The organism is Parabacteroides sp. AF17-3, assembly GCF_003635445.1.
Classification (GTDB): Bacteria; Bacteroidota; Bacteroidia; order Bacteroidales; family Tannerellaceae; genus Parabacteroides; species Parabacteroides goldsteinii.
Genome location: NZ_QTMM01000004.1, coordinates 66378 through 85869, shown reverse-complemented (window position 1 = coordinate 85869; position 19492 = coordinate 66378). Strand labels below are relative to the sequence as shown.

Below are 19492 nucleotides of genomic sequence, written 5' to 3'. Positions count from 1 at the left end.
ACGTTCGGACGTATCCGTAAATTGTATAATATAAGAAAGGGAAGAACATTCTCCTGAACATTCCTCCCTCACGTTATTTGGTATTCTCTTTATCAGATTACTTACCAGCAGTAGCCTGAGCACCACGAGCGGCACGAGTCAACTGAACGGCGCAAACAACAGCGTTCTTTGCATTCATCAGTTCCAGACCTTCGAAGTGTAAAGCACCCACCTGCATAGATTTACCTAAGCCCAGGTGATCAACGTTGATAGTCAGTTTTTCAGGGATCTGAGTGTAGATAGCTTTCACTTTCAGCTTTCTCATACGCAATGTCAGCTTACCACCGGCTTTAACACCTTCGGCGTGACCTGTCAGTACAACAGGAACTTCTATTGTTACCGGTTTGCTGTCTGATACTTCCATGAAGTCCATGTGCATGATAGCGTCGGTTACCGGCTGGAACTGGATATCTTTAACGATAGCCATTGTCTTTTTGCCGTCGATGTTCAGTTCTACAGCGAAAATTTCCGGAGTATAAACCAGCTTGCGTACACCTTCAACATTTACTGTGAAGTGAGTTACTTTTTCACCACCGTATAATACAGCAGGGATTTCCTGATTTTTACGCATAGCTTTCAAAGCTCTTTTCTGATCGGCTGAAGTAGCTGCTACTTCTCTGCCTTTTCCTTCTAATTGAAATGTCTTCATTTTCTTAATTTTTGTGTTACTCAAAATTAGTTTTTATGCTTCCTAATTTCCCATCACACGTACGGGGGTTAAAAGCGGTGCAAAGGTAATTTTTTTATCAATACGTTCCAACTGTCTCCGGGATATTTTTTCTGTTCAGCAGGTTACGGGAGAGAAGCAGGGCTTCCGTATCGTCCCAAAGCCGGCGTTGCAGAGGGTGGTGGAGTATACGTTCCGGGAGCTTTTTCTCTTTGCAGTTGGCGTAGCAGCCTCCGCTTTTACCGTCTACTTCCGGCGATTGCGCCAGGTAGATGGCAGTAGCTGCTCCCTGTGCCGCTGTTTTGATGAACGGGCGGAACAGGATGTCCGTCAGCGGGTCGAACCAGGCATGCATCGTGATCATATTGGTACTGACAATTCCCGGGTCGGCAGCATTGACGGTGATACCTTTTTCTTTTACTCTTTCTGCCAACTCACGTGTAAAGAGTAAAAGGGCCAGTTTTGTATTTCCATATACCGGTATCCGTGCGAAGCGTCCGTTTTTCCCTTTGCTGAAAAAGTCGGATTCTATCCGTCCGATGGCATATGTGCACGATACGGTATTAACGATACGGCTTCCCCGCTGCATCAGGGGGAGAAGCAGGCGGGTAAGGAGGTAAGGACCTACGTAATTAACACTTACGATCGTTTCCAGGCCGTCCGCTGTCTGGCGGATATTTGTCGTCAGGACTCCAGCATTGTTCATGAGTCGGCTGACGGGGCGACCTTCCGCTAATAGTTTATCGGCAAATAAGCGTACCGAAGCCAGTGAGGATAAGTCTATCTGTCGTATTTCGATCCGCTCGTTCCCGCTTTCTTTTTTGATCTTATCGCAGACAGTACGGGCTTTATCCGGCTCTTTACAGGCCATGATGATCTGAAAGCCCTCTTTTGCGAGTGCCAGCGTTATTTCCCGGCCCATTCCGCCGTCTGCACCGGTGATAATGGCTATTCCTTTTTCCATTATTTATATTCCAGTTCTTCTATTTCTTTGATAATACTTTTCGGTAGATTCTGCATATGTTTGTGGCAAGCCATTTCAAGCGAATACATGCGGGCGATGCAGTAGTTGCTGTGTCCGCAGTCGCAGCGTGCCTGTTCGTTCTCTTTCATATGGTTGACAAAAGCCGGATCGTTCAGCAGGGCGCGTGCCATACTGACAAATTCGAAACCGTGACCGAGTACTTCGTCGATCTTTTCGCGGGAGATGAGGCCACCCACATAGACAAGGGGCATTTTCAGGGCGGCACGGAACTTCAGCGCGTCTTCGAGGAAATAAGCCTCCTTGAACGGTTCGGTCGGTATCATCATACGGCCGGCCATCCTGACTCCTATAGGCAACCATCCGAAAGGCATATAATGGGTCATCGTGCGGATAGGCATAGCTCCGCGCATCACGTACATGGGAGCACGGCTGACAAATCCGCCACTGAGGATGAGTGCATGTACTCCGCATTCGTCTTGCAGTGTGCGGGCGACTTCCAGTGTTTCATCCAGTTCCATACCGCCTTTAAAACCGTCGCGCATATTCATTTTAACCAGGACTGCCATATCCGAACCGGCTGCTTTCATAACTTCTTCCATGCACATTTTCATGAAACGCATACGGTTTTCGAGGCTTCCGCCATATTCGTCTTTCCGGTGGTTGGTGTAAGGGGAAAGGAACTGGCTGATCAGGTAACCGTGTCCGGCATGTACTTCTACGGCATCCATTCCGGCTTCGCGTGCCAGGTGGACAGCCTGTCCGAAGGCTTTCGACATGGCCACGATTTCGGATTGTTTCATCCCCCTGACAAAAGTGGGCGAGTAGAGGTTGAATCCGGTTGAAGCGGATATCGGTGTGCATCCGCAAATGTTTTTATGGGACATATTCCCGCAATGTCCGATCTGTATGGAGGCTGCTGCTCCTTCTTTATGGATGGCATCTGTTATCTTTTTGATGCCGGGAATGATCTCCGGACGAAGCCATAGCTGGCGCTCAAAGGAAAGTCCGCTTTGTGTAACGGCTGCATAAGCAAGGGTTGTCATACCTATACCTCCGGCAGCAACGGAGGTATGGTAGTTGTAAAGCATTTCCGACGGGGCGTTGCCGGGGCACATGCTTTCGAATGCTGCCGCCCGTATCGTACGGTTTCTGAGTGTTAGCGGGCCGATGGTGGCCGGAGTAAATAGTACAGATTCTTTGTTCATAATGTTTAGTCTGTTTTCAATGATCTGTTCGTTGTATAGTTATATAATCAGTATGCAAAGATAATCAGTAAATGAATGGGATGATCCGTTTCCGGCTGCCGACTTCTTTCCCGAACATGGCTTTATATTTATGCCAGATCGTATTGGCACGGGGTACGAGGTTGGCGAATGTCCACCAGGCAAACAGGGCGCCGCTGGCACTCCAGGTCAGGATGGCGAAACCACACCATTCCACCAGTTCGCCGAAATAGTTGGCGGAAGTAACGTAGTTGAACATACCTCCTTTGGGCAGGTAGTGGTTGGTATCACCCGGTTTACGGAGATGGCGGACGATGTAATCCGATTGCCAGTTGATCCACATGCCGGCAAAGAACAGGATTGTTCCGGTGATGAACTGCGGTGTAGTCAGCCATTGGATAGAATACATATTTTCGGGGGAGAGGTAGAATATCCACATACCTTGTATATAGCCATTCAGCAGGTTGAATACGATCCCCATCGTCATAATACCGGCGGGCATCTTGCTTTTCCCTTTGATAAGCAGTGGAAATATGAAGGCCCGTTGGAAATAATGCAGTTCGAAGAACAGGAAAAAGAGTAGGGGAACTGTTTCGAATTGCCGTTCCGATCCTGCCCACAGGACGAGCATTACGATGAAGACCGGGGCTTCCATACATACCCAGGCTATTTTGTTGGGGATGGGCACGCCCCATTTTTTGTTGAATAACATGCCGTAGCCGGCTTCTACGAAATAAAGGGTAACAAAAACAATGGCGGCGATGACCGCCATTATGATAAGTAATATTGAAAAATCTTCCTGTGTCATTTCTTCTTGATATACTATGCCTCTTTATGTGAGGCTTTATAGAGGTCGTATCTGTCGAATACGGCTTGTTTTAATTCCTCAAAAGTGCAATCCAGCGCACGGCTGGAAATACAAATAGGTGATCCGTAGTATTGAAGCCGCAGTTCCAGCGAGCGCTTCTTACTACGTGTGGGCTCCCTGTCAATATATTCGTTCGGGTTCCTGACCTTCAGTACGATATATTTACGTTTCAGGTTGCTAATATCGTCCATTATTTTGATACTTTCAACATCTTTCCATAAAATTGTTCCGATCCGGTTACCGGTCGAAATGTCGTTAATCCCTTCTTCAGAGATATAGATGGCTTTGAAACTTTCCCGGGTCAGAAAGGAATAACTGATGAAACAGAAGAAAGTGGTGAGCAACGCGAATACTCCGATAGCGATGAAAACAAAACGGCCTTCACCGTATTGGAGTCCGTCGGCTGCGTACAAGGCTCCGGTACCGATCAGGGCAGAGAGGATTGTTGTCAGAAACAGTCCTCTCTTTTTATGCCTGCTCAATTTGAATGTGGTTACAGAAGGTGTTTCCATACCTTATCAAATTGATTTCTCGATATTCCATACGAATGCACGTAATCCCTGGGCTTCTGTCTGTAAATCCATCTTATGCAGCAGGTCTAGGAAAGGGTCTACCTTTTCGTCCGGGACCATTGCCAGTATGGCAGAATTGAGGGTAGGCCAGGCGTGGCTGCCGTAATGAGGCTCGCCGTTCTTGCTGCCACGTCCCTGCACTTCTTCCCAGTAGGTGAAACCGCGGATATTATTACGGTCCATGATACTGAGGATCATTTCGTAATAGGCCTGATTGAATGATATGAATATAGCTTTCATTGTTCTTTATATTTTAATGTTATATCCGGAAGCGGGTGGTTCCCGGTACAGGGAAGAGATCGTTCCCAATGCTGGGAATACCCTCTTCCTGGTACTGGGAAGTTCCACTTCCCGGTTTGTCTGTTTTATAATTGTTCCAGCTGGTTCAGTTTAGCGATTTTGCGGCGGCGGCGTTTCACCCCGTTCCCGGCAAATGTACAATAGACAACCGGCACGATAACCAGCGTGATCAGGGTCGAAACGGCAAGCCCCCAGGCAACCGTCATACCCATCGAACGCCACATTTCGGAACCTTCACCTGTACCAACCGCCATCGGGATCATACCCAGCACAGTGGTCAGTGTGGTCATCAATACCGGACGGAGACGGGATTTACCGGCTGTAACAGCTGCTGTCAGGATACTCATTCCACGTTCGCGGCAAAGGATCGTGTAGTCGATCAGCACGATACCGTTCTTTACCACGATACCCATCAACATGATCACACCGATCAATGCCATTACACCCAGCGGCGTTTGTGTGATAGACAATCCCAGAACAACCCCGGTAAAGGCGAACGGGATAGAGAACATAATCACAAACGGGTCGGTCAGCGACTCGAACTGGGCGGCCATCACGATGAATACGAGTATGATGATCAATACCATCAATATACCCAGATCGGCGAATGTATCCTGCTGGTCTTCGAAAGTACCACCCAACTGCCAGCTAATTTCAGACGGAATATCCATCTTTTTCAGTTCGGCACGGGTTTGTTCTACCAGGTCACTCAATGCGGCACCCTGGGCTACAACGGCCGAAACGGTAATGATACGTTCGCGGTTCTTACGCTCGATAGTCGGCGGGGTCATACGTTCTACAACTTTACCCACGTCGCGGATACGAACGCCTTGTCCGGCACTGTTGTAGATGATGATATTTTCGATATCTTCTACCGACTGGCGGAATTCCGGGGCATAACGTACCTTTATATCATATTCGTCGCCATCTTCACGATATTTTGAAGCGGTGGAGCCGTTGATACGGTTACGAAGATACGTGGAGGCCGTAGTTACATTCAGGCCGTTCATCGCCAGCTTTTCGCGGTCGAAGTCTACCTGATATTCCGGGATATAATCTTTACGACTGATGTTCACCTGCGAACAACCTTTCAGGGTTTCGAGGCGGCGGGCCAGTTCGGCAGCTACGATATCGGTCTTTTCGAAGTCGAAACCATAGATTTCCACATCGACGGTCGTTTCGCCACCTGCACCGCCGGAAGAACCACCGGCCAGTACTTTATATTCCTTGATTTCCGAATATTGAGCCAGGTCTTTACGCATCAGGTCGCAAATCTCGATCAATCCGCGTTCGCGGTCTCCCACGCTGCTTAACCCGACATTCATTTCGATGATGTGCGAACCGTTGTCGCTAAGTTGTGCGAAGGTATTGTCGGTGTCAGCCTGTCCTTCGCTGAAGTTCAATACATCTATTTCCGGATACTTTTCGCGGAACTGTTTGTCGATGCGCAAAGCCAGATCGCGGGTGATTTCCTGACGGGTACCGATCGGCAGTTCGATCGTGATACCGACGCGGCCGTTGTCCTGTGTCGGGAAAAACTCCGTTTTGACGGTCGGAACCAGCATCATGCTCCCTGCGAATATCAGCATGGCACCGAAGATGACTGTTTTACGATGGCGTACGGCCCAACTCAGAAAGCGTGCGTAAGCTACATCGAGCGCATTCAATGCTTTCTCGATCGGAGTGAAGAATAGCACGTACAAACGACCTTTCTTCGGATCGAGGCGCAGCAACTGTGAACAAAGCATCGGAGTCAGCGTCAAAGCGCCTACTGTCGATACGATCATAATGATACTAACGATCCAACCCAACTGTTTGAACAGGATACCCGCCATACCGGTTACCATCGTCAACGGCAGGAACACGGCCAGCATGGTCAGTGTAGAAGCGATAACGGAGATGGCTACCTCATTGGTCGCATGTACGGCGGCCTGCTTCGGCTTGCTACCCCGCTCGATATGGGTCGTTACGTTTTCTAATACAACGATCGCATCATCCACCACCATACCGATGGCGATAGAAAGCGAACTCAGTGAGATAATATTCAGCGTATTTCCTGAAGCCAGCAGATAAGCGAAGGCGGCTATCAGAGAAATCGGGATTGTCAGGATAATGATGAACGTCGCTCTCCAGCGTCCGAGGAAGATGAATACCACGAACATTACGACAATGAAGGTGATCATGATCGTTTCTTTCAAACTGTCGATCGTGTTCAAAATGTTGGTGGATGTATCCACGATCACACCTAATTTTACATCGGAAGGCAGGCTGGCCTGTATTTCGGGTAACTTATCGTGTACCTTTTTGGCGATGTTCACCGAATTGGCGCCCGACTGTTTCTGGATAACGATCATACCGCCGCGGCCGCCGTTGTTGAAGGTTTCCTGTGCACGTTCTTCCACGTAGTCTTTTACGTCCGCTACGTCGCGCAGATAAACATTCCTGCCGTTGCTGCTTCCTACTACGAGGTCGAGCATCTGGCGGGCATCGGTGAATTCACCCTGTACACGCAGTGTGTAGGTATTCGAACCGATATCGATGCTACCGCCCGGGGTATTCCGGTTTTCCTGTGCGATGATATTTGAAATCCCTTCGATTGTCAGGCCATAGGCTTCCAACTTGTAAGGATCGCAATACACTTGCACTTCACGGACCGGGGCTCCTGAGATGGATACGGCACCTACGCCGCTGATACGGGCCAGCGGGTTGGATACTTTATCATCCAGAATCTTGTAAAGGGCGTTGGTACTTTCCTCTGCTGTCACGGATAGCAACAGGATAGGAATGTCGTCGGTACCGAACTTGAAGATGATAGGATTTTCCACATCATCGGGAAGGGACGACTCCACGACATCCAACTTGTCGCGAACGTCGTTGGTTGCCACGTCTATATCGGTCCCGTATTCGAATTCGAGAGTTACGATAGAGATGTTTTCTCTGGATTGCGAAGTGATATGTTTCAGGTCACTCACACTATTCAGTACGTTCTCCAACGGTTTGGAGACGTTCATTTCAATATCACTGGCACTGGCACCGGGATAGGCCGTCATGACCATGATCATGTTGGTTTCAATCTCCGGGAACAGGTCGACAGATAATCGGGTTAAGGAAAAAAGACCCATGATCACCACAGCCACGAACACGAGGGCGGTGGTCACCGGTTTTTTTACCGCTGTTGCATATAAGCTCATATACTTTTATTTCTTACTTGTCAATTTCAACTTCCATTCCATTAGTCAAACGGTTCTGACCGGTAATTACCACGTGGTCTCCGTTTTCTACGCCTGATACGATTTCGTATTTGTTACCCATACGACGTCCCAATTCTACCTTTTGATAGGATACTTTTCCGTTTTTGTACACATAGATGTAGCGGTCGCCTGATCCGGATTGTTTAACAATCGCCTGATCCGGAGCAACAACGTGGTTGAGTGTACCGAAGTTCATGGTTGCACGGGCGAACATTCCCGGGCGGACGCGCTCATCAGTGTTGACAATCTTGATCTCAACAGGGAAGGTGCGGGTTGAAGCGTCGATGGTCGGATAGACCAGGCTTACTTTGCCTTTGAATACTTCGTCACCGTATACATCGAGTTTGATGTCCACTTCGTTTCCTTTTTTTACATCTGTAAAATAGCTTTCGGATACGTTTACAAATAGTTTGACCGGACGGATTTGTTCAACCGTATAGATCGGTTCTCCACCGCTGTACATATCGCCGCTGTCATAATTACGGGCAGTGATAATACCGCTTATCGGGCTTAACAGCTGTGTGTTCTCCTGCAAGTTCTTATAGCTGGCACGGCTTACGTCCAACTGAGTTTTCTGGGCATCCCAGGCCGATTTGGAGGCACCGCCTACTTTATAAAGTTCGTCGATACGGTTGAACTCGATTTCCTGGTTGTCCAGTTGGATCTTTGCCTGTTGCAGGTTTGTTTCGTCCATTTTGACAAGTACCTGACCCTCTTTTACATGATCGCCAACTTCGGCAAACAGCTTCGCAATACGAACCGGCGACTGAGGTGCGATATTATTCTTTATATTGGCCTCTACTGTTGCAGTAAAATCTGCTATCTGGTCTACATCCTGAGAGGATACCTGCTCTATCTTCACTTTTACTTTTTCATCATGGGTATCTGTCGCTGCGTCCTTCTTTTCACCCGAACATGACATCAGCAGGGCTAATGTAATAAGTGGGATAACTTTCAGCATTTCACGTGTTTTCATATTGTAAACTGTTTTTATTTTTGTACTCATACTTGTTTCTTAATACGTTTCTTGACCTAAGACTTTTTCCATATCCGATTTAGCGACCATATAATTATAGATGGACTGGTTAAGATTCAATTTCGCCTGTGTCAGCGCCAGTTCTGCATCATTCATTTCAAGCAATGTACCGCCGCCGGTGTCGTAACGTTTCTGGGCAATCTTATAGCCTCTGTTGGCTTGTTCGACTCCCTTTTGGGCGGCATCGAATTGTTTTACACAGGTTTTCATATTATCCAGATACTGTTTTACAGCCAATTGCAGATTGCGTTTCGTGTCTTCTCGTTGCAGATCCATCTGGTGGATGGACACTTGCGTCTGTTTGATAGTATGATATTTACTACCTCCGGAGAAGATCGGAATTGAAAGCGATACACCTATGATCGAATAGGGAGTCCAGTTGTAATTCTTAAATTTGAAATCGTTGTTCATGGCATTCCACTGATACATGCCTGTTAGTGATAACGTCGGCAGATAATCGAATTTCTGCATGAGCAATGTTTTCTTCAATTGTTGTGCTTGCAGATCGATCTGTTTCAAATCAGAGTTGGCAGTCAGTGTCGTGTCTGTTGCTATATAATCGGCAAAAAGGACCGATTCGAAATCGGCTAATTGCCCTGTACAATCGATCTCCTGCTCCAGGTCCATTCCCATAAGAGCTTTCAACTGCCACTTGGCCAGTACCAGCGAGTTTTCAGCCTGAAGCATATTCGGTTCGCTGTTCTTGACTGTAACGTCTGCACGAATCAGGTCATATTCGGCCACTGTTCCCTGTTCATACTTCTTCTTAATATCCAGGTAGTTTTCCATGGCATTATCGTAGCTTTCCTTGAAAACCCGGTAAGAATCGTTTGCCAGTAACACGGCATAGAAGCTCTTCTTAACCTGATTTACCATAGATATTTTGGAAGATCGTGCCTGTTCGATAGATAATTCCACATCTAATGCTGAGATGCTGAGGCTTTTCCATAATGTTGCGTTCACAAGCGGCATGGATGCGTTGAAACCGGTAGTCCAGTTGTTATCACGGCCCACTTCGATACCTTTGCTCATATCGATACTTTCCATACCGGCTGATCCTCCGGCTCCTCCTGTTTCTCCTGAACCTTCACCACTGCCCATATCGAAACCGTCCATATACATTACCTGTTTTTTCAATGTCCTGGTGTAGTCAGCTGTAAAACTGACCTGAGGGAACAGAGCAGCATAGGAACCTTTCTGTGCATACTTTTTCTTTTCGATTTCCTTGTCTGCGACTTTCACGGTCGGGTTTTCACTCAGCGCAATCTCCAGTGCTTTTTCCAGGTCGAGCGTCAGGACTTCCTGTGCTTTGACGGTGGAAAAGAATAGAGAAGGTAGCAACATCACAACCATCCACATCCTCTTTTTGCTAATAAATACTCGTTCCATTTAAATAGATTTGATTTGAATATAATTCTGTATTATTCCTTTCTTGACAACATATCGTACGAATGTTTCAAGGCGTAACGCTCTAAAATCACCATACCTTTCTCTGTGCAGATACCCCGGAGAAAAGTAAACAGTACCGTCTGGAATACTTCTGTCACCGAATGGTTTACAAACGCTTTTGACGGTTGGATCATTTTCAGTTGTTCTTTTGCCAGCAAAGCCAATATCTCGATATTCAGGTCTTTCTGGAAAACACCCTCTTTTCCGCCGCGGTTCAGGAGCTTGATGCATCTTGTTGTAAAATCGGCTTTGTCTTTTTCTGCCTGTTCCACTGCTTTGGGATAGCGTTTCAGATCATCGTAATATCTTTTGATATACCAGCGGGGATGTTTCATGAATTCTTCGTAAAAAAGGACGAAAACGTCAAGAGCCGTAAACGGTCCTTTTTCCAGTTCACTAAGTATTTTCCGCATAGTGTTGTTGTGGTACTTTATCGCTTCCTGCAATAAAGTCTCCTTATCTTCGAAGAATTCATAAATCGTTCGCTTTGAAATACCTGTATTCCGGGCAATATCGTCCATGCTCACACTTTTTATTCCGTATTGTGAGAACATATCCAATGCCGTCGTCATTACTTGTTCCTTTGTCATATATATTTTTTTGAATCATCTGTACTATGCTCGGTGACAAAGGTCTGTCTATTTTAGAAAACTCAAAAGGTTTATTCTGTTACAGGATTGGTCTGAAACGAAAGATGCTTTTAAAAAACAAAGTCTTTTAGGTGGAGAAGATGTCTATATTGGTAAAAAATGAAACATATCTCTTGTGGAATTATAAACAATACTTATCTTTGTGGTGACTATAATGATGAGTAAAATATAAAATTATGGAGAATCTTCCTTTAATAAAGTTTGCGGAATTGAATAAAGGTATCATCATCCGCGACAGCTTCCAGGATATTTTTTTGATCGCAGATATTGACGGACACAGTGAATTGGACGATCAGGATGTACAAGATCATACGATGCCGATGCGGTTGGATGCATTGTTGATGGTATTGGTGTTGGAAGGCTCTTCGGAAATAGCCCTCGACTATGTTCCTTATACTATTGGAGCGAATAGTTTTACTATCATTATGCCGACGCATACGATACAGCTTAACAAGGTCAGCAAAGGATTTAAAGGAAAGTTACTGGTTATTTCACGTGAGTTTCTGGATGAATGCAACACGGCCAAGCGCAGTCCTTCGATGGCTAATTATATGCAGCTAAGGAAGAATCCATGTACGACTTTTGAAGCCCAGGAGACAGAGCTGGTAGATAATTACATAGAATTGTTGAGAAGTAAAATAAAGAACCGGACGCATTTTTTTCAGAAAGAGGTAATGCAGAATGCGTTTGTCGGGTTTCTGCTGGAAATAGCCAACATTTTCATGGGCAAGAAGGATGGTTTGCTGATGCCTGCCCTTTCCCGAAAGGAGGAACTGTTCGAGCAATTCCTTCAATTGTTGTTCGAACATTGCAAAGAGCAGCATGTAGTTACATTCTATGCGGAAAAACTGTTTATAACTCCGCAATATTTGTCCTTGATATTAAAGGAACTGACCGGAAAATCTGCTAATAAGTGGATTGACGATGCGTTGATCGTCGAAGCAAAGATCCTGCTGAAAGCCCCGCAGGCGACCGTGCAACAGGTAGCCGATATGCTGCATTTTTCCGATCAGTCTACATTTGGAAAATTCTTTAAGAAGCATATGGGTATTTCCCCGATGGAATACCGCAAATCCTGATTCTTTTCATCTTTGGCGGAATTTATACCAGTTGATTAATTCTATTATACCATAGAAAATGCTGGCAACGCCAAAGATCACAAATGTATTAGCGGCGGCCCCGAACGGATAGGCAATGATCATGATGCCTGTCAGTAAGATCAGGGCCGGCATTACATAGAAGCCGAACGGCACCATACTCCATTTGCGGGCTGAAACAAGCATCGCGATTTGCTGGACTCCGGCAATTACTAATAAGGCTCCCAGGATATACATTAATATATTAACAAAAAATTCCGGCATGATAACAAGCCATGCCCCAAACAAAATGCTTCCGGCTCCGTCTATCGGAAACATGGGGGAGGGTTCCCCTTCTACCTTTTCCCGGGTGAAATAATTCAGTAGAGAAAATATACCAGGTATAATAAAGCAGATACCGATAGTAATAACCAGATAGGTGACAGCTGCTTCCGGCCATAAGACCAGTACAAATCCTAAAATCATGGCAAACGCACTGCGTAAGACTGAGTTGTTGATTCTTTTCATATGGATATTTTTTTGTTTTTCTTTATATAACAACGAAGATACGTTATTTTCTTTATCGAATGGAATAAATTGATATTTATCATTACTGAAAAAATGGGAATAAAGATATATATACAGTTATCTCTAATTTGAAAATGTGTAGTAATATATGTATTTTTGGTATTTATTGAATTCTAAAATAGATGAAGATGAAAAAGGGTTTATTATTGTTTCAGACGTTATTGCTCGGTTCTGTATTGCCTGTAATGGCACAGCAGGTAAAACCAAATTTACCCTGGGTGGATATCTCTTCTGACAGGGGACGCCAGATCGTCCTCTCAGAAGGAACACCTGAGTTGTATAACGGGCATCCTACCACTGTGATGCTCGATGACAATAAAACGATTTATTGTACATGGAGCTTCGATCACGGAGGTGATGCCGGATTACTGGCAGTCAGTAAAGATTCGGGCTTGACCTGGACCAAACAGGCGGTTCCCGAGGACTGGTCGACTATGCGGAACTGTCCGAGTATATACAACCTGAAGGATAAGAAAGGTAAAGAACGCTTATTTGTCTTTTGCGGCCAGCCGGATATGCCTATGACTTACAGTGAAGACGGCGGAAAAAGCTGGAGTCCGGTCAAGAGGTTGGGTAAACCCTGTGTGATGGCTTTTTCCAGTATTATCCAATTGAAAAATGGAGATTATCTGGGGTTATACCATCGTGGACTGAATGACCAGGACCGTCCCCCGTTGACTTTGTGGCAATCGATATCCCATGATGGCGGTCTGACCTGGGAGGAGTCGACTTTAGTAGGAGAGATGGAGGGCCGTGCTCCCTGCGAACCTTGCGTGATCCGTTCGGAAGACGGTAAACGTCTGATTTGCATTGCCCGTGAAAATAAGCGTGTCGGAAACTCTTTAATGATGGTATCGACGGATGAAGGACAAACCTGGAGCGCCTTGCAGGAAACGCCCTGGGGACTGACGGGAGACCGGCATGTCATCAAATATGCTCCCGATGGGCGGTTGGTTGCCGTCTTCCGCGATATGGCGCCCGGCAGTCCGACCAAAGGACATTTTGTAGCCTGGGTAGGACATGAAAAAGACTTGCGTGAAGGAACTTCCGGCCAATATAAGATCAAACTGCTGCATAGTTATGCCGGTTCGGACTGTGGTTATCCGGGGTTAGAAATATTACCGGACGGGACTATTATAGCAATTACTTATATTAAGATGAGTCCGGGAAAAGCGAAACATTCCATTGTGGAAGTCCGTTTCAAATTGGATGAAACAGACGTGAAACTGTAATAAAAGTGGATGTAAGAAAGGGGAGGTGTCAAAATTTTGAACCCTCCCCTTTCCTGACTCTATCACTCAAAAGGCATCAAAACAGCAGATGTAATTAGTAATCTGATAATCATGTTTTTTTATTCAGTGTTAGGAATGAATTTCAATTTACCATATAACGATCTTTAATGATTTTCAGATACTCTTTTGTTAGCTCAGGGCTTGTTGTGTCAGTAATAAATAATAATTTTACACATAAGTCTTTATCAAGGATAAAAAAGTATGGTGTTGTTTCTATTTCATACAAAGGATAATCTTCTTTTTGATGAAAGCTTACTACTTTTTTGCCATAATAATCGTCTTTGAATCGTTGTTCAATATCGGCAATGCATATAATATCCGGATTTGATTCAAAATCAGGAAAAACTTCTTTAATGTGAGCAAATACTCCTTCAACACATGGTCGACACATATTCTGATTCAAGCCTATCACCAATTTGGGCCGATCGGTGATGGATAGGGCAGGGATGAGGGTTTTGTTATCAGAGCCTAAATAGATAGTTGAATTACCTATGTTGCATTGTTCGTATTTGAATCTTGTGACAGTTGTTTCTTTGGATACTTCAAACATGATTTCAATGTTTTCTAAGTGTTCTAACTTATGCTTTGTGTTATTTAGTTCACTTTTATACTGTTGATTCAAAAATAATAAGCCGATATTGAATAGTAGAAAACAAGCTAGAGTACATTTTAAAACTATTTGTGTTGATTTATTTTTCATTTGAACCAGTATTTAATTAATATCGGATTTTGTTCCATGTCTGCTTGTAATAGTTTTTCAAGAATTGCCTGTTGCTTGTCGTCCAACATTTCTTTTGTAATGCGTTTTTCCAGATCAACCCATTGGATAGGCATCAAGGCATATTCGTCTGTAACTATTATTTCTTCTCCCCGATAGGAGTTAAACCATACTTTTTCGTCAAAATCAAGAATGTATTTTGATTTGCCAGTAGATTTGTCATATATTATATTAGCCTTGTGATCTTCATCTTTCCAGAAAAGTGAAGCAAATATATATTTACTGTTATGTCTCACAGACTGTATCATGTAAGAAAATTGGGCAAACATTTCTTCTGTATTTTTAGCGAAGTTTTTTTCAGACTCTTTCGAGAGAACGGCAGTTCTACCTTCTTTGGTATATTTTCCAAAATCGAATTGAAAAGCGACTTCAAGCTGTTTCTTTCCCATTTTGTAAACGACAGGATGGAACGGTCGGAAAAAGAACCAGTCATTCTGATATTGATAAGGAATATTAGAGTAACTACCAATAGACATGTCCTCTTCAAATTCTTCATGTAATAACTTTTGCTCATCAAGATTAAAATAAATAATCTTTTTAGGTTCATACTTCGAATGCAAGACATAGGTGGCGCAATCTAGAGCGGTAAATGAGTGTGCGACTTTAAACCCTGGATAAGCAATTCGTTTTGTTTCGATAAAGTTGCCGGATAAATCATAAATATGTATTCTTCCATAAGGTTCAAGTATTTCAAGATTATCAGAAAAAGAATTGATCGTGAAATCCTGAATAAAGGAATATTCTCCGGCACCTTGTCCCTTTGTTGCTATTTTAAAAAGAAATTTTCCCGTTTTATCAAATACGAAAATGATACTTTGAGGTTTGTCTAATGCATAATATTTTTCTTGGTGATAAATTATTTTCGAAATCCCTGTAATAAGAATGTCAGAAGAAGTTTCCAACGGAATTAGCTCAATGGAATGAAAATAATCGAACAGAGATGCTTTCTCCGGTCGATCTAGATCAGCAAAAATAGCATCACCAGTCTTTGGTTTTGGTGTACACATTGTAAAACATATTACAAATGACAGTATAAATAGTTTCTTCATCTTTCAATCTAATTAAAATTATAAAAAAAATGTCCAGTTAAAAAAAGAGAACACAGAAAAACTGATTTTCAGATTTTACCATCTTCAGAACTGTCTGTAGAGGAGGTGATTTCTAATAAAAAGAGTTTTTCAGTGCCCTCTTAAATAAATAACCGGGCATCTTTACTTACTGTATATTATATACAAAAAGAATAAGGATTCCCATTTGCCTCACAGGGACAAACCCAATTTTGAGTATTCTTATGGCACACCTTTCCCCGACAACTACCTTCATCGCATGTGATGCCTAAATCGCAATTACAAGTGTTAACATCATTACCGCAAATCGAACAAATATCAGTCTCTCCCCTTGCCAGAGCCATTATACTTGTCAAAGACAAATCAATGACGGATTCTTCACTATTGAATGCAAGATTCACATTTATAGCAGCCAAGGCTGCTATTACTACCATAAAAATTATTTTTTTCATACGTAAATAATATTAGAGCACTCAACATTGGAGTACTTGATTAATAAATTAGTAACTATATTCATTGTTTTATTACAATCTATAACCTTCTATTTTCATTTCGACTTTATCACCATAGCAGTCGACAGAGCCTATGCCATAACAATAATAATCTTCTTCATAATATTCATCTTCGGCTAATGCTTCGATGTTTTTAATGACCAAATTATTGAGGTCGTTGTCTTTTTGTAAATAGAGGTAGCAACTTGCTGTAATTAGGCAAATCACCAGGGGTAGTTTTAGAATAGTTTTTTTCATGACTGATCGTTTTGTTGTTCAACGATGCAAATATAAGGTGTAAGGAATGAGAACGCCAAGGATTTAAGGCGAACATAAAGCGAACGTTTTGATTTTTTTGGTTTTGCCCGCTTTTTGCCCGCATTTCTTTAGAGGTAGTTGGATGATTTTGGTATATTTGTGGACAAATTTGCCGGGTCATGAAAGTAAGAGATTTTGAAATGAAGAGGTTTATAATATTCGGGATTGTATTTATTCTGGTAGTCTTTTGGGAAGGGTGGGGATTGGTTTTTTTTGTAGATAAGGCAAAGGAAAAATTGATAGATGAAACATTCGAAGTGTTTGATCAGGCTATACGACAGGATAAGTCTCAAAGAGGGGAGGGGTTTTTAAACGCATTTAGTTCAGGAGTGAAACATACACGTGTACCTTCGAAATCTATTAAGATAACAACGGAAGAAGGTATAACCGAAATGAAAAAAGAGAAGAAAGATATTTCTTATGAAGAAGGGAAATATATAAATGACCATCTTTATCTTTTAACCAAAAATCCCATTAACGTAGTCCGATTGGATTCTATATTCAAAGAGTTGTTGAAAGAAGATAATTTACCCGGCGAAACGGCTATTGTTTATACGACTAATGGGGTGAGTGAATATAGTGTATCTGATAGTGCATTTTATAAAGATGCTATCGCGTTGGATTTGGTTTCTATTGGTAATTTTATAAAATTGCAGGGATATGTGAAATACAGAACCTGGGATATATGGCGAAATGTTCCGCATAGATGGGCGCTGATTATCATCGGACTGCTTGTGCTCATATTAGTAGGAGGATATACTTTTCTGAATTGGCGTAAATGGAAGGTCTTCTCTCAATTGAAATATATAGAAAAGTGTTCTCCGAGTGATAAATGTATAAAAGAGAACCTGTTTTTTAATGAGACAACGAGAGAACTTCGATATAACGAAAACTGGATTTCTCTAACGAAAAGATCTGCGGAATTGCTGGCTTATCTTTTCAAAGGAGAGGATTGGTTTCAAACGTATGAAGATATCAAGAAAGATGTTTGGGGAAATGGTGATACATCGAATGATGCAGTACGTAATGCAGTCAACCGTTTAAATAATGAATTGGAGGGTTCCGGACTGTACGTGGAAAAGTTGACTAAGAAAGGACTTAGAATTTGTGTCTGTAGTTATAATTGAACTTGATTATATTCGAAAACGGAGCGTACTGCTAAAAAAACTTTTGGCAAATAGATGCTTAATCCTGTGTTTTTGTATTAAATGGATTTGAAATACTCAAAGCAGCTTACGTATATATTGCTCTGGATAGGTGTTTTAGAGATGTGTTTAATACATTATTTAACAATTTCCTTTTTTGTTCTCGAATTTCTTACCAAATTCAATTTGGTTTAAACAAAAATTCATCTCATTTAAAACGAATTTTTTTTCGTTTTAAATGAGATTTAAGTTTATTGCAGTAAAAAAATATGTTAAATATGCTTTCTCCTTGATAGGATTGCTCATCTTTTAGTTCCAAATCTTATGTTTTTAGGCATGTTTTTTCTACAGAAGGCCTCTGGTGGTTGGATGAAATGGTTTTTAATAAGTTTTGTAAAATCGGAGATCTGGGAATAAATAGTTACAATATATAGGTGTATTATTTAAAATTGACCTTTTTTCTTCTTTTCTTGGGTCAATATGGTAAAATCGAATGTCCGGAGAATTGCATAAAAATCTCCTTGTAAGATCCTGGGGCGTTATATCCGGGTAATTAAGTACTTAAATTATCTTTTTGATATTTTGATATGATAATCTTAACAACTGTGGCAGATAATTTGTTTTATATACAAATGACCGGAGGTCATGACTGTAAACAGGATGTTGAATGTTATATTATAAACAAATATGAGCTTGAAAGAGTCGTACTGGAAATATTCCCTGATCACTATCATTCTGGTAATGGGAATCATACTTTTTATCGAATTTACTCCGTTTCTGGGAGGAATACTCGGTGCATGTACCATTTATATATTATTGCGAAAGCAACTGCAGTACCTGACAGAGAAGAGACATTGGAACCGTAGCCTGGTTGCCATATTGCTATTACTTGAAACCATCTTGTGTTTTCTGATACCATTGTCTCTGGCTGTCTGGTTGTTCGTTAATAAACTTCAGAATATAAACCTGAACCCATCCGAACTGATCAGTTCTTTTGAGCATATCGCTGACCTGGTCAGGGAGAAGACCGGCTTTGATGTATTGGAAAAAGATAATATCTCATCTATTGTCTCTGTCCTGCCTAAGATTGGACAAGCCCTGATGGGAGGTATCAGTGGTTTTGCAGTGAATGTGGCAGTTCTGGTTCTTATCCTTTATTTTATGCTGATCGGAGGAAGTAAGATGGAAACATACATTTATGAAATCCTACCCTTCAGCAAAGAAAATAAACGCGAAGTACTGAAAGAGATCAATATGATCGTTACCTCCAATGCGATCGGTATCCCTCTGCTGGCAATCATCCAGGGCGTTATCGCGATGATCGGATATTGGGTGTTTAATGCGCCTAGCCCGTTTTTATTCGGTTTTCTGACCTGTTTTGCTACTATTATTCCAGTTGTGGGAACAGCTTTGGTGTGGCTGCCGCTTGCCGTTTATATGGCTTTGACCGGCGATTGGGTAAATGCGCTGGCTTTGACAGCCTATGCACTGATCGTTATCACTAACGTGGATAACCTGATTCGTTTTATCTTACAGAAAAAAATGGCGGACACCCATCCGTTGATCACGATTTTCGGAGTAATAATCGGTTTGTCCCTGTTTGGTTTTATGGGAATTATATTCGGTCCGCTCCTGATCTCCGTCTTTATACTTTGCTTTTCGATGTTCAAGAAAGAGTACTTGGATAAATAAAGGGG

General features: G+C 42.8%; 19 protein-coding genes. 4 read left to right on the top strand and 15 right to left on the bottom strand.

Annotated features, from left to right (window positions below):
- Positions 1–97: 97 nt before the first annotated feature.
- The 10 genes from DWW91_RS06350 to DWW91_RS06305 all read right to left on the bottom strand — a co-directional run bounded on the left by DWW91_RS06350 (position 98) and on the right by DWW91_RS06305 (position 10980).
- Positions 98–688 (bottom strand): 50S ribosomal protein L25/general stress protein Ctc, encoded by a 591-nt coding sequence (locus DWW91_RS06350; protein WP_007658823.1) that lies wholly within the window; start codon positions 686–688, stop codon positions 98–100.
- 97 nt (positions 689–785) lie between these two features.
- The gene (locus tag DWW91_RS06345) at positions 786–1670 is read right to left on the bottom strand and encodes an SDR family oxidoreductase (RefSeq protein ID WP_007658822.1); all 885 of its coding nucleotides are present in this window, start codon (positions 1668–1670) and stop codon (positions 786–788) included.
- Positions 1670–2896: an NADH:flavin oxidoreductase gene (locus DWW91_RS06340; RefSeq protein ID WP_007658821.1), complete on the bottom strand. Its 1227-nt coding sequence runs from the start codon at positions 2894–2896 to the stop codon at positions 1670–1672. The genes DWW91_RS06345 and DWW91_RS06340 overlap by 1 nt, the downstream gene beginning before the upstream one ends.
- 64 nt (positions 2897–2960) lie before the next feature.
- Complete coding sequence (locus DWW91_RS06335; RefSeq protein ID WP_122327372.1) at positions 2961–3686, bottom strand: DUF1295 domain-containing protein; 726 nt, start codon at positions 3684–3686, stop codon at positions 2961–2963.
- 50 nt (positions 3687–3736) lie between these two features.
- Entirely contained in the window at positions 3737–4294 is a 558-nt protein-coding gene (locus tag DWW91_RS06330; protein WP_007658819.1) for an STM3941 family protein, read from the bottom strand.
- 6 nt (positions 4295–4300) lie between these two features.
- Positions 4301–4594 (bottom strand): PG0541 family transporter-associated protein, encoded by a 294-nt coding sequence (locus DWW91_RS06325; protein WP_007658818.1) that lies wholly within the window; start codon positions 4592–4594, stop codon positions 4301–4303.
- A 125-nt stretch (positions 4595–4719) separates the two neighbouring features.
- Positions 4720–7845 carry an efflux RND transporter permease subunit gene (locus DWW91_RS06320; protein WP_010802477.1) on the bottom strand — a complete coding sequence of 1042 codons (3126 nt, stop codon included), beginning with the start codon at positions 7843–7845 and terminating at the stop codon, positions 4720–4722.
- Between the two features lie 13 nt (positions 7846–7858).
- On the bottom strand, positions 7859–8881 hold the full coding sequence (locus tag DWW91_RS06315) for an efflux RND transporter periplasmic adaptor subunit (protein ID WP_010802478.1): 1023 nt from the start codon (positions 8879–8881) through the stop codon (positions 7859–7861).
- A 39-nt stretch (positions 8882–8920) separates the two neighbouring features.
- Positions 8921–10330, bottom strand: a complete 1410-nt coding sequence (locus DWW91_RS06310) for a TolC family protein (RefSeq protein WP_044214748.1) — start codon at positions 10328–10330, stop codon at positions 8921–8923.
- Positions 10331–10362: 32 nt separating this feature from the next.
- The gene (locus DWW91_RS06305) at positions 10363–10980 is read right to left on the bottom strand and encodes a TetR/AcrR family transcriptional regulator (protein ID WP_007658811.1); all 618 of its coding nucleotides are present in this window, start codon (positions 10978–10980) and stop codon (positions 10363–10365) included.
- Positions 10981–11216: 236 nt separating this feature from the next.
- Here DWW91_RS06305 and DWW91_RS06300 point away from each other — a divergent pair, with 236 nt between their 5' ends.
- Entirely contained in the window at positions 11217–12119 is a 903-nt protein-coding gene (locus tag DWW91_RS06300; RefSeq protein ID WP_010802479.1) for an AraC family transcriptional regulator, read from the top strand.
- A gap of 6 nt (positions 12120–12125) precedes the next feature.
- On the opposite strand, the gene DWW91_RS06295 is transcribed toward DWW91_RS06300, so the two are convergent.
- Entirely contained in the window at positions 12126–12644 is a 519-nt protein-coding gene (locus tag DWW91_RS06295; RefSeq protein ID WP_010802480.1) for an HdeD family acid-resistance protein, read from the bottom strand.
- Positions 12645–12832: 188 nt separating this feature from the next.
- Here DWW91_RS06295 and DWW91_RS06290 point away from each other — a divergent pair, with 188 nt between their 5' ends.
- A complete protein-coding gene (locus DWW91_RS06290) occupies positions 12833–13936 on the top strand; it encodes a sialidase family protein (protein ID WP_007658805.1) in 1104 nt (367 codons plus the stop codon).
- A gap of 142 nt (positions 13937–14078) precedes the next feature.
- Here the strand turns inward: DWW91_RS06290 and DWW91_RS06285 are convergent, their stop codons facing one another.
- The 4 genes from DWW91_RS06285 to DWW91_RS06275 form a co-directional block, all read right to left on the bottom strand.
- Positions 14079–14696, bottom strand: coding sequence for a hypothetical protein (locus tag DWW91_RS06285; protein ID WP_122327265.1), 618 nt, complete (start codon positions 14694–14696; stop codon positions 14079–14081).
- Positions 14693–15823: a 6-bladed beta-propeller gene (locus DWW91_RS06280; protein WP_122327264.1), complete on the bottom strand. Its 1131-nt coding sequence runs from the start codon at positions 15821–15823 to the stop codon at positions 14693–14695. The genes DWW91_RS06285 and DWW91_RS06280 overlap by 4 nt, the downstream gene beginning before the upstream one ends.
- A 176-nt stretch (positions 15824–15999) precedes the next feature.
- The gene (locus DWW91_RS27535; RefSeq protein WP_147426532.1) at positions 16000–16293 is read right to left on the bottom strand and encodes a hypothetical protein; all 294 of its coding nucleotides are present in this window, start codon (positions 16291–16293) and stop codon (positions 16000–16002) included.
- A 72-nt stretch (positions 16294–16365) separates the two neighbouring features.
- Positions 16366–16590, bottom strand: a complete 225-nt coding sequence (locus DWW91_RS06275) for an NVEALA domain-containing protein (protein WP_122327263.1) — start codon at positions 16588–16590, stop codon at positions 16366–16368.
- A gap of 179 nt (positions 16591–16769) precedes the next feature.
- Between DWW91_RS06275 and DWW91_RS06270 the strand changes: the two genes are divergently transcribed.
- The gene (locus DWW91_RS06270) at positions 16770–17777 is read left to right on the top strand and encodes a hypothetical protein (RefSeq protein WP_122327262.1); all 1008 of its coding nucleotides are present in this window, start codon (positions 16770–16772) and stop codon (positions 17775–17777) included.
- Between the two features lie 705 nt (positions 17778–18482).
- Complete coding sequence (locus DWW91_RS06265) at positions 18483–19487, top strand: AI-2E family transporter (protein ID WP_007658800.1); 1005 nt, start codon at positions 18483–18485, stop codon at positions 19485–19487.
- Positions 19488–19492 lie beyond the last annotated feature (5 nt).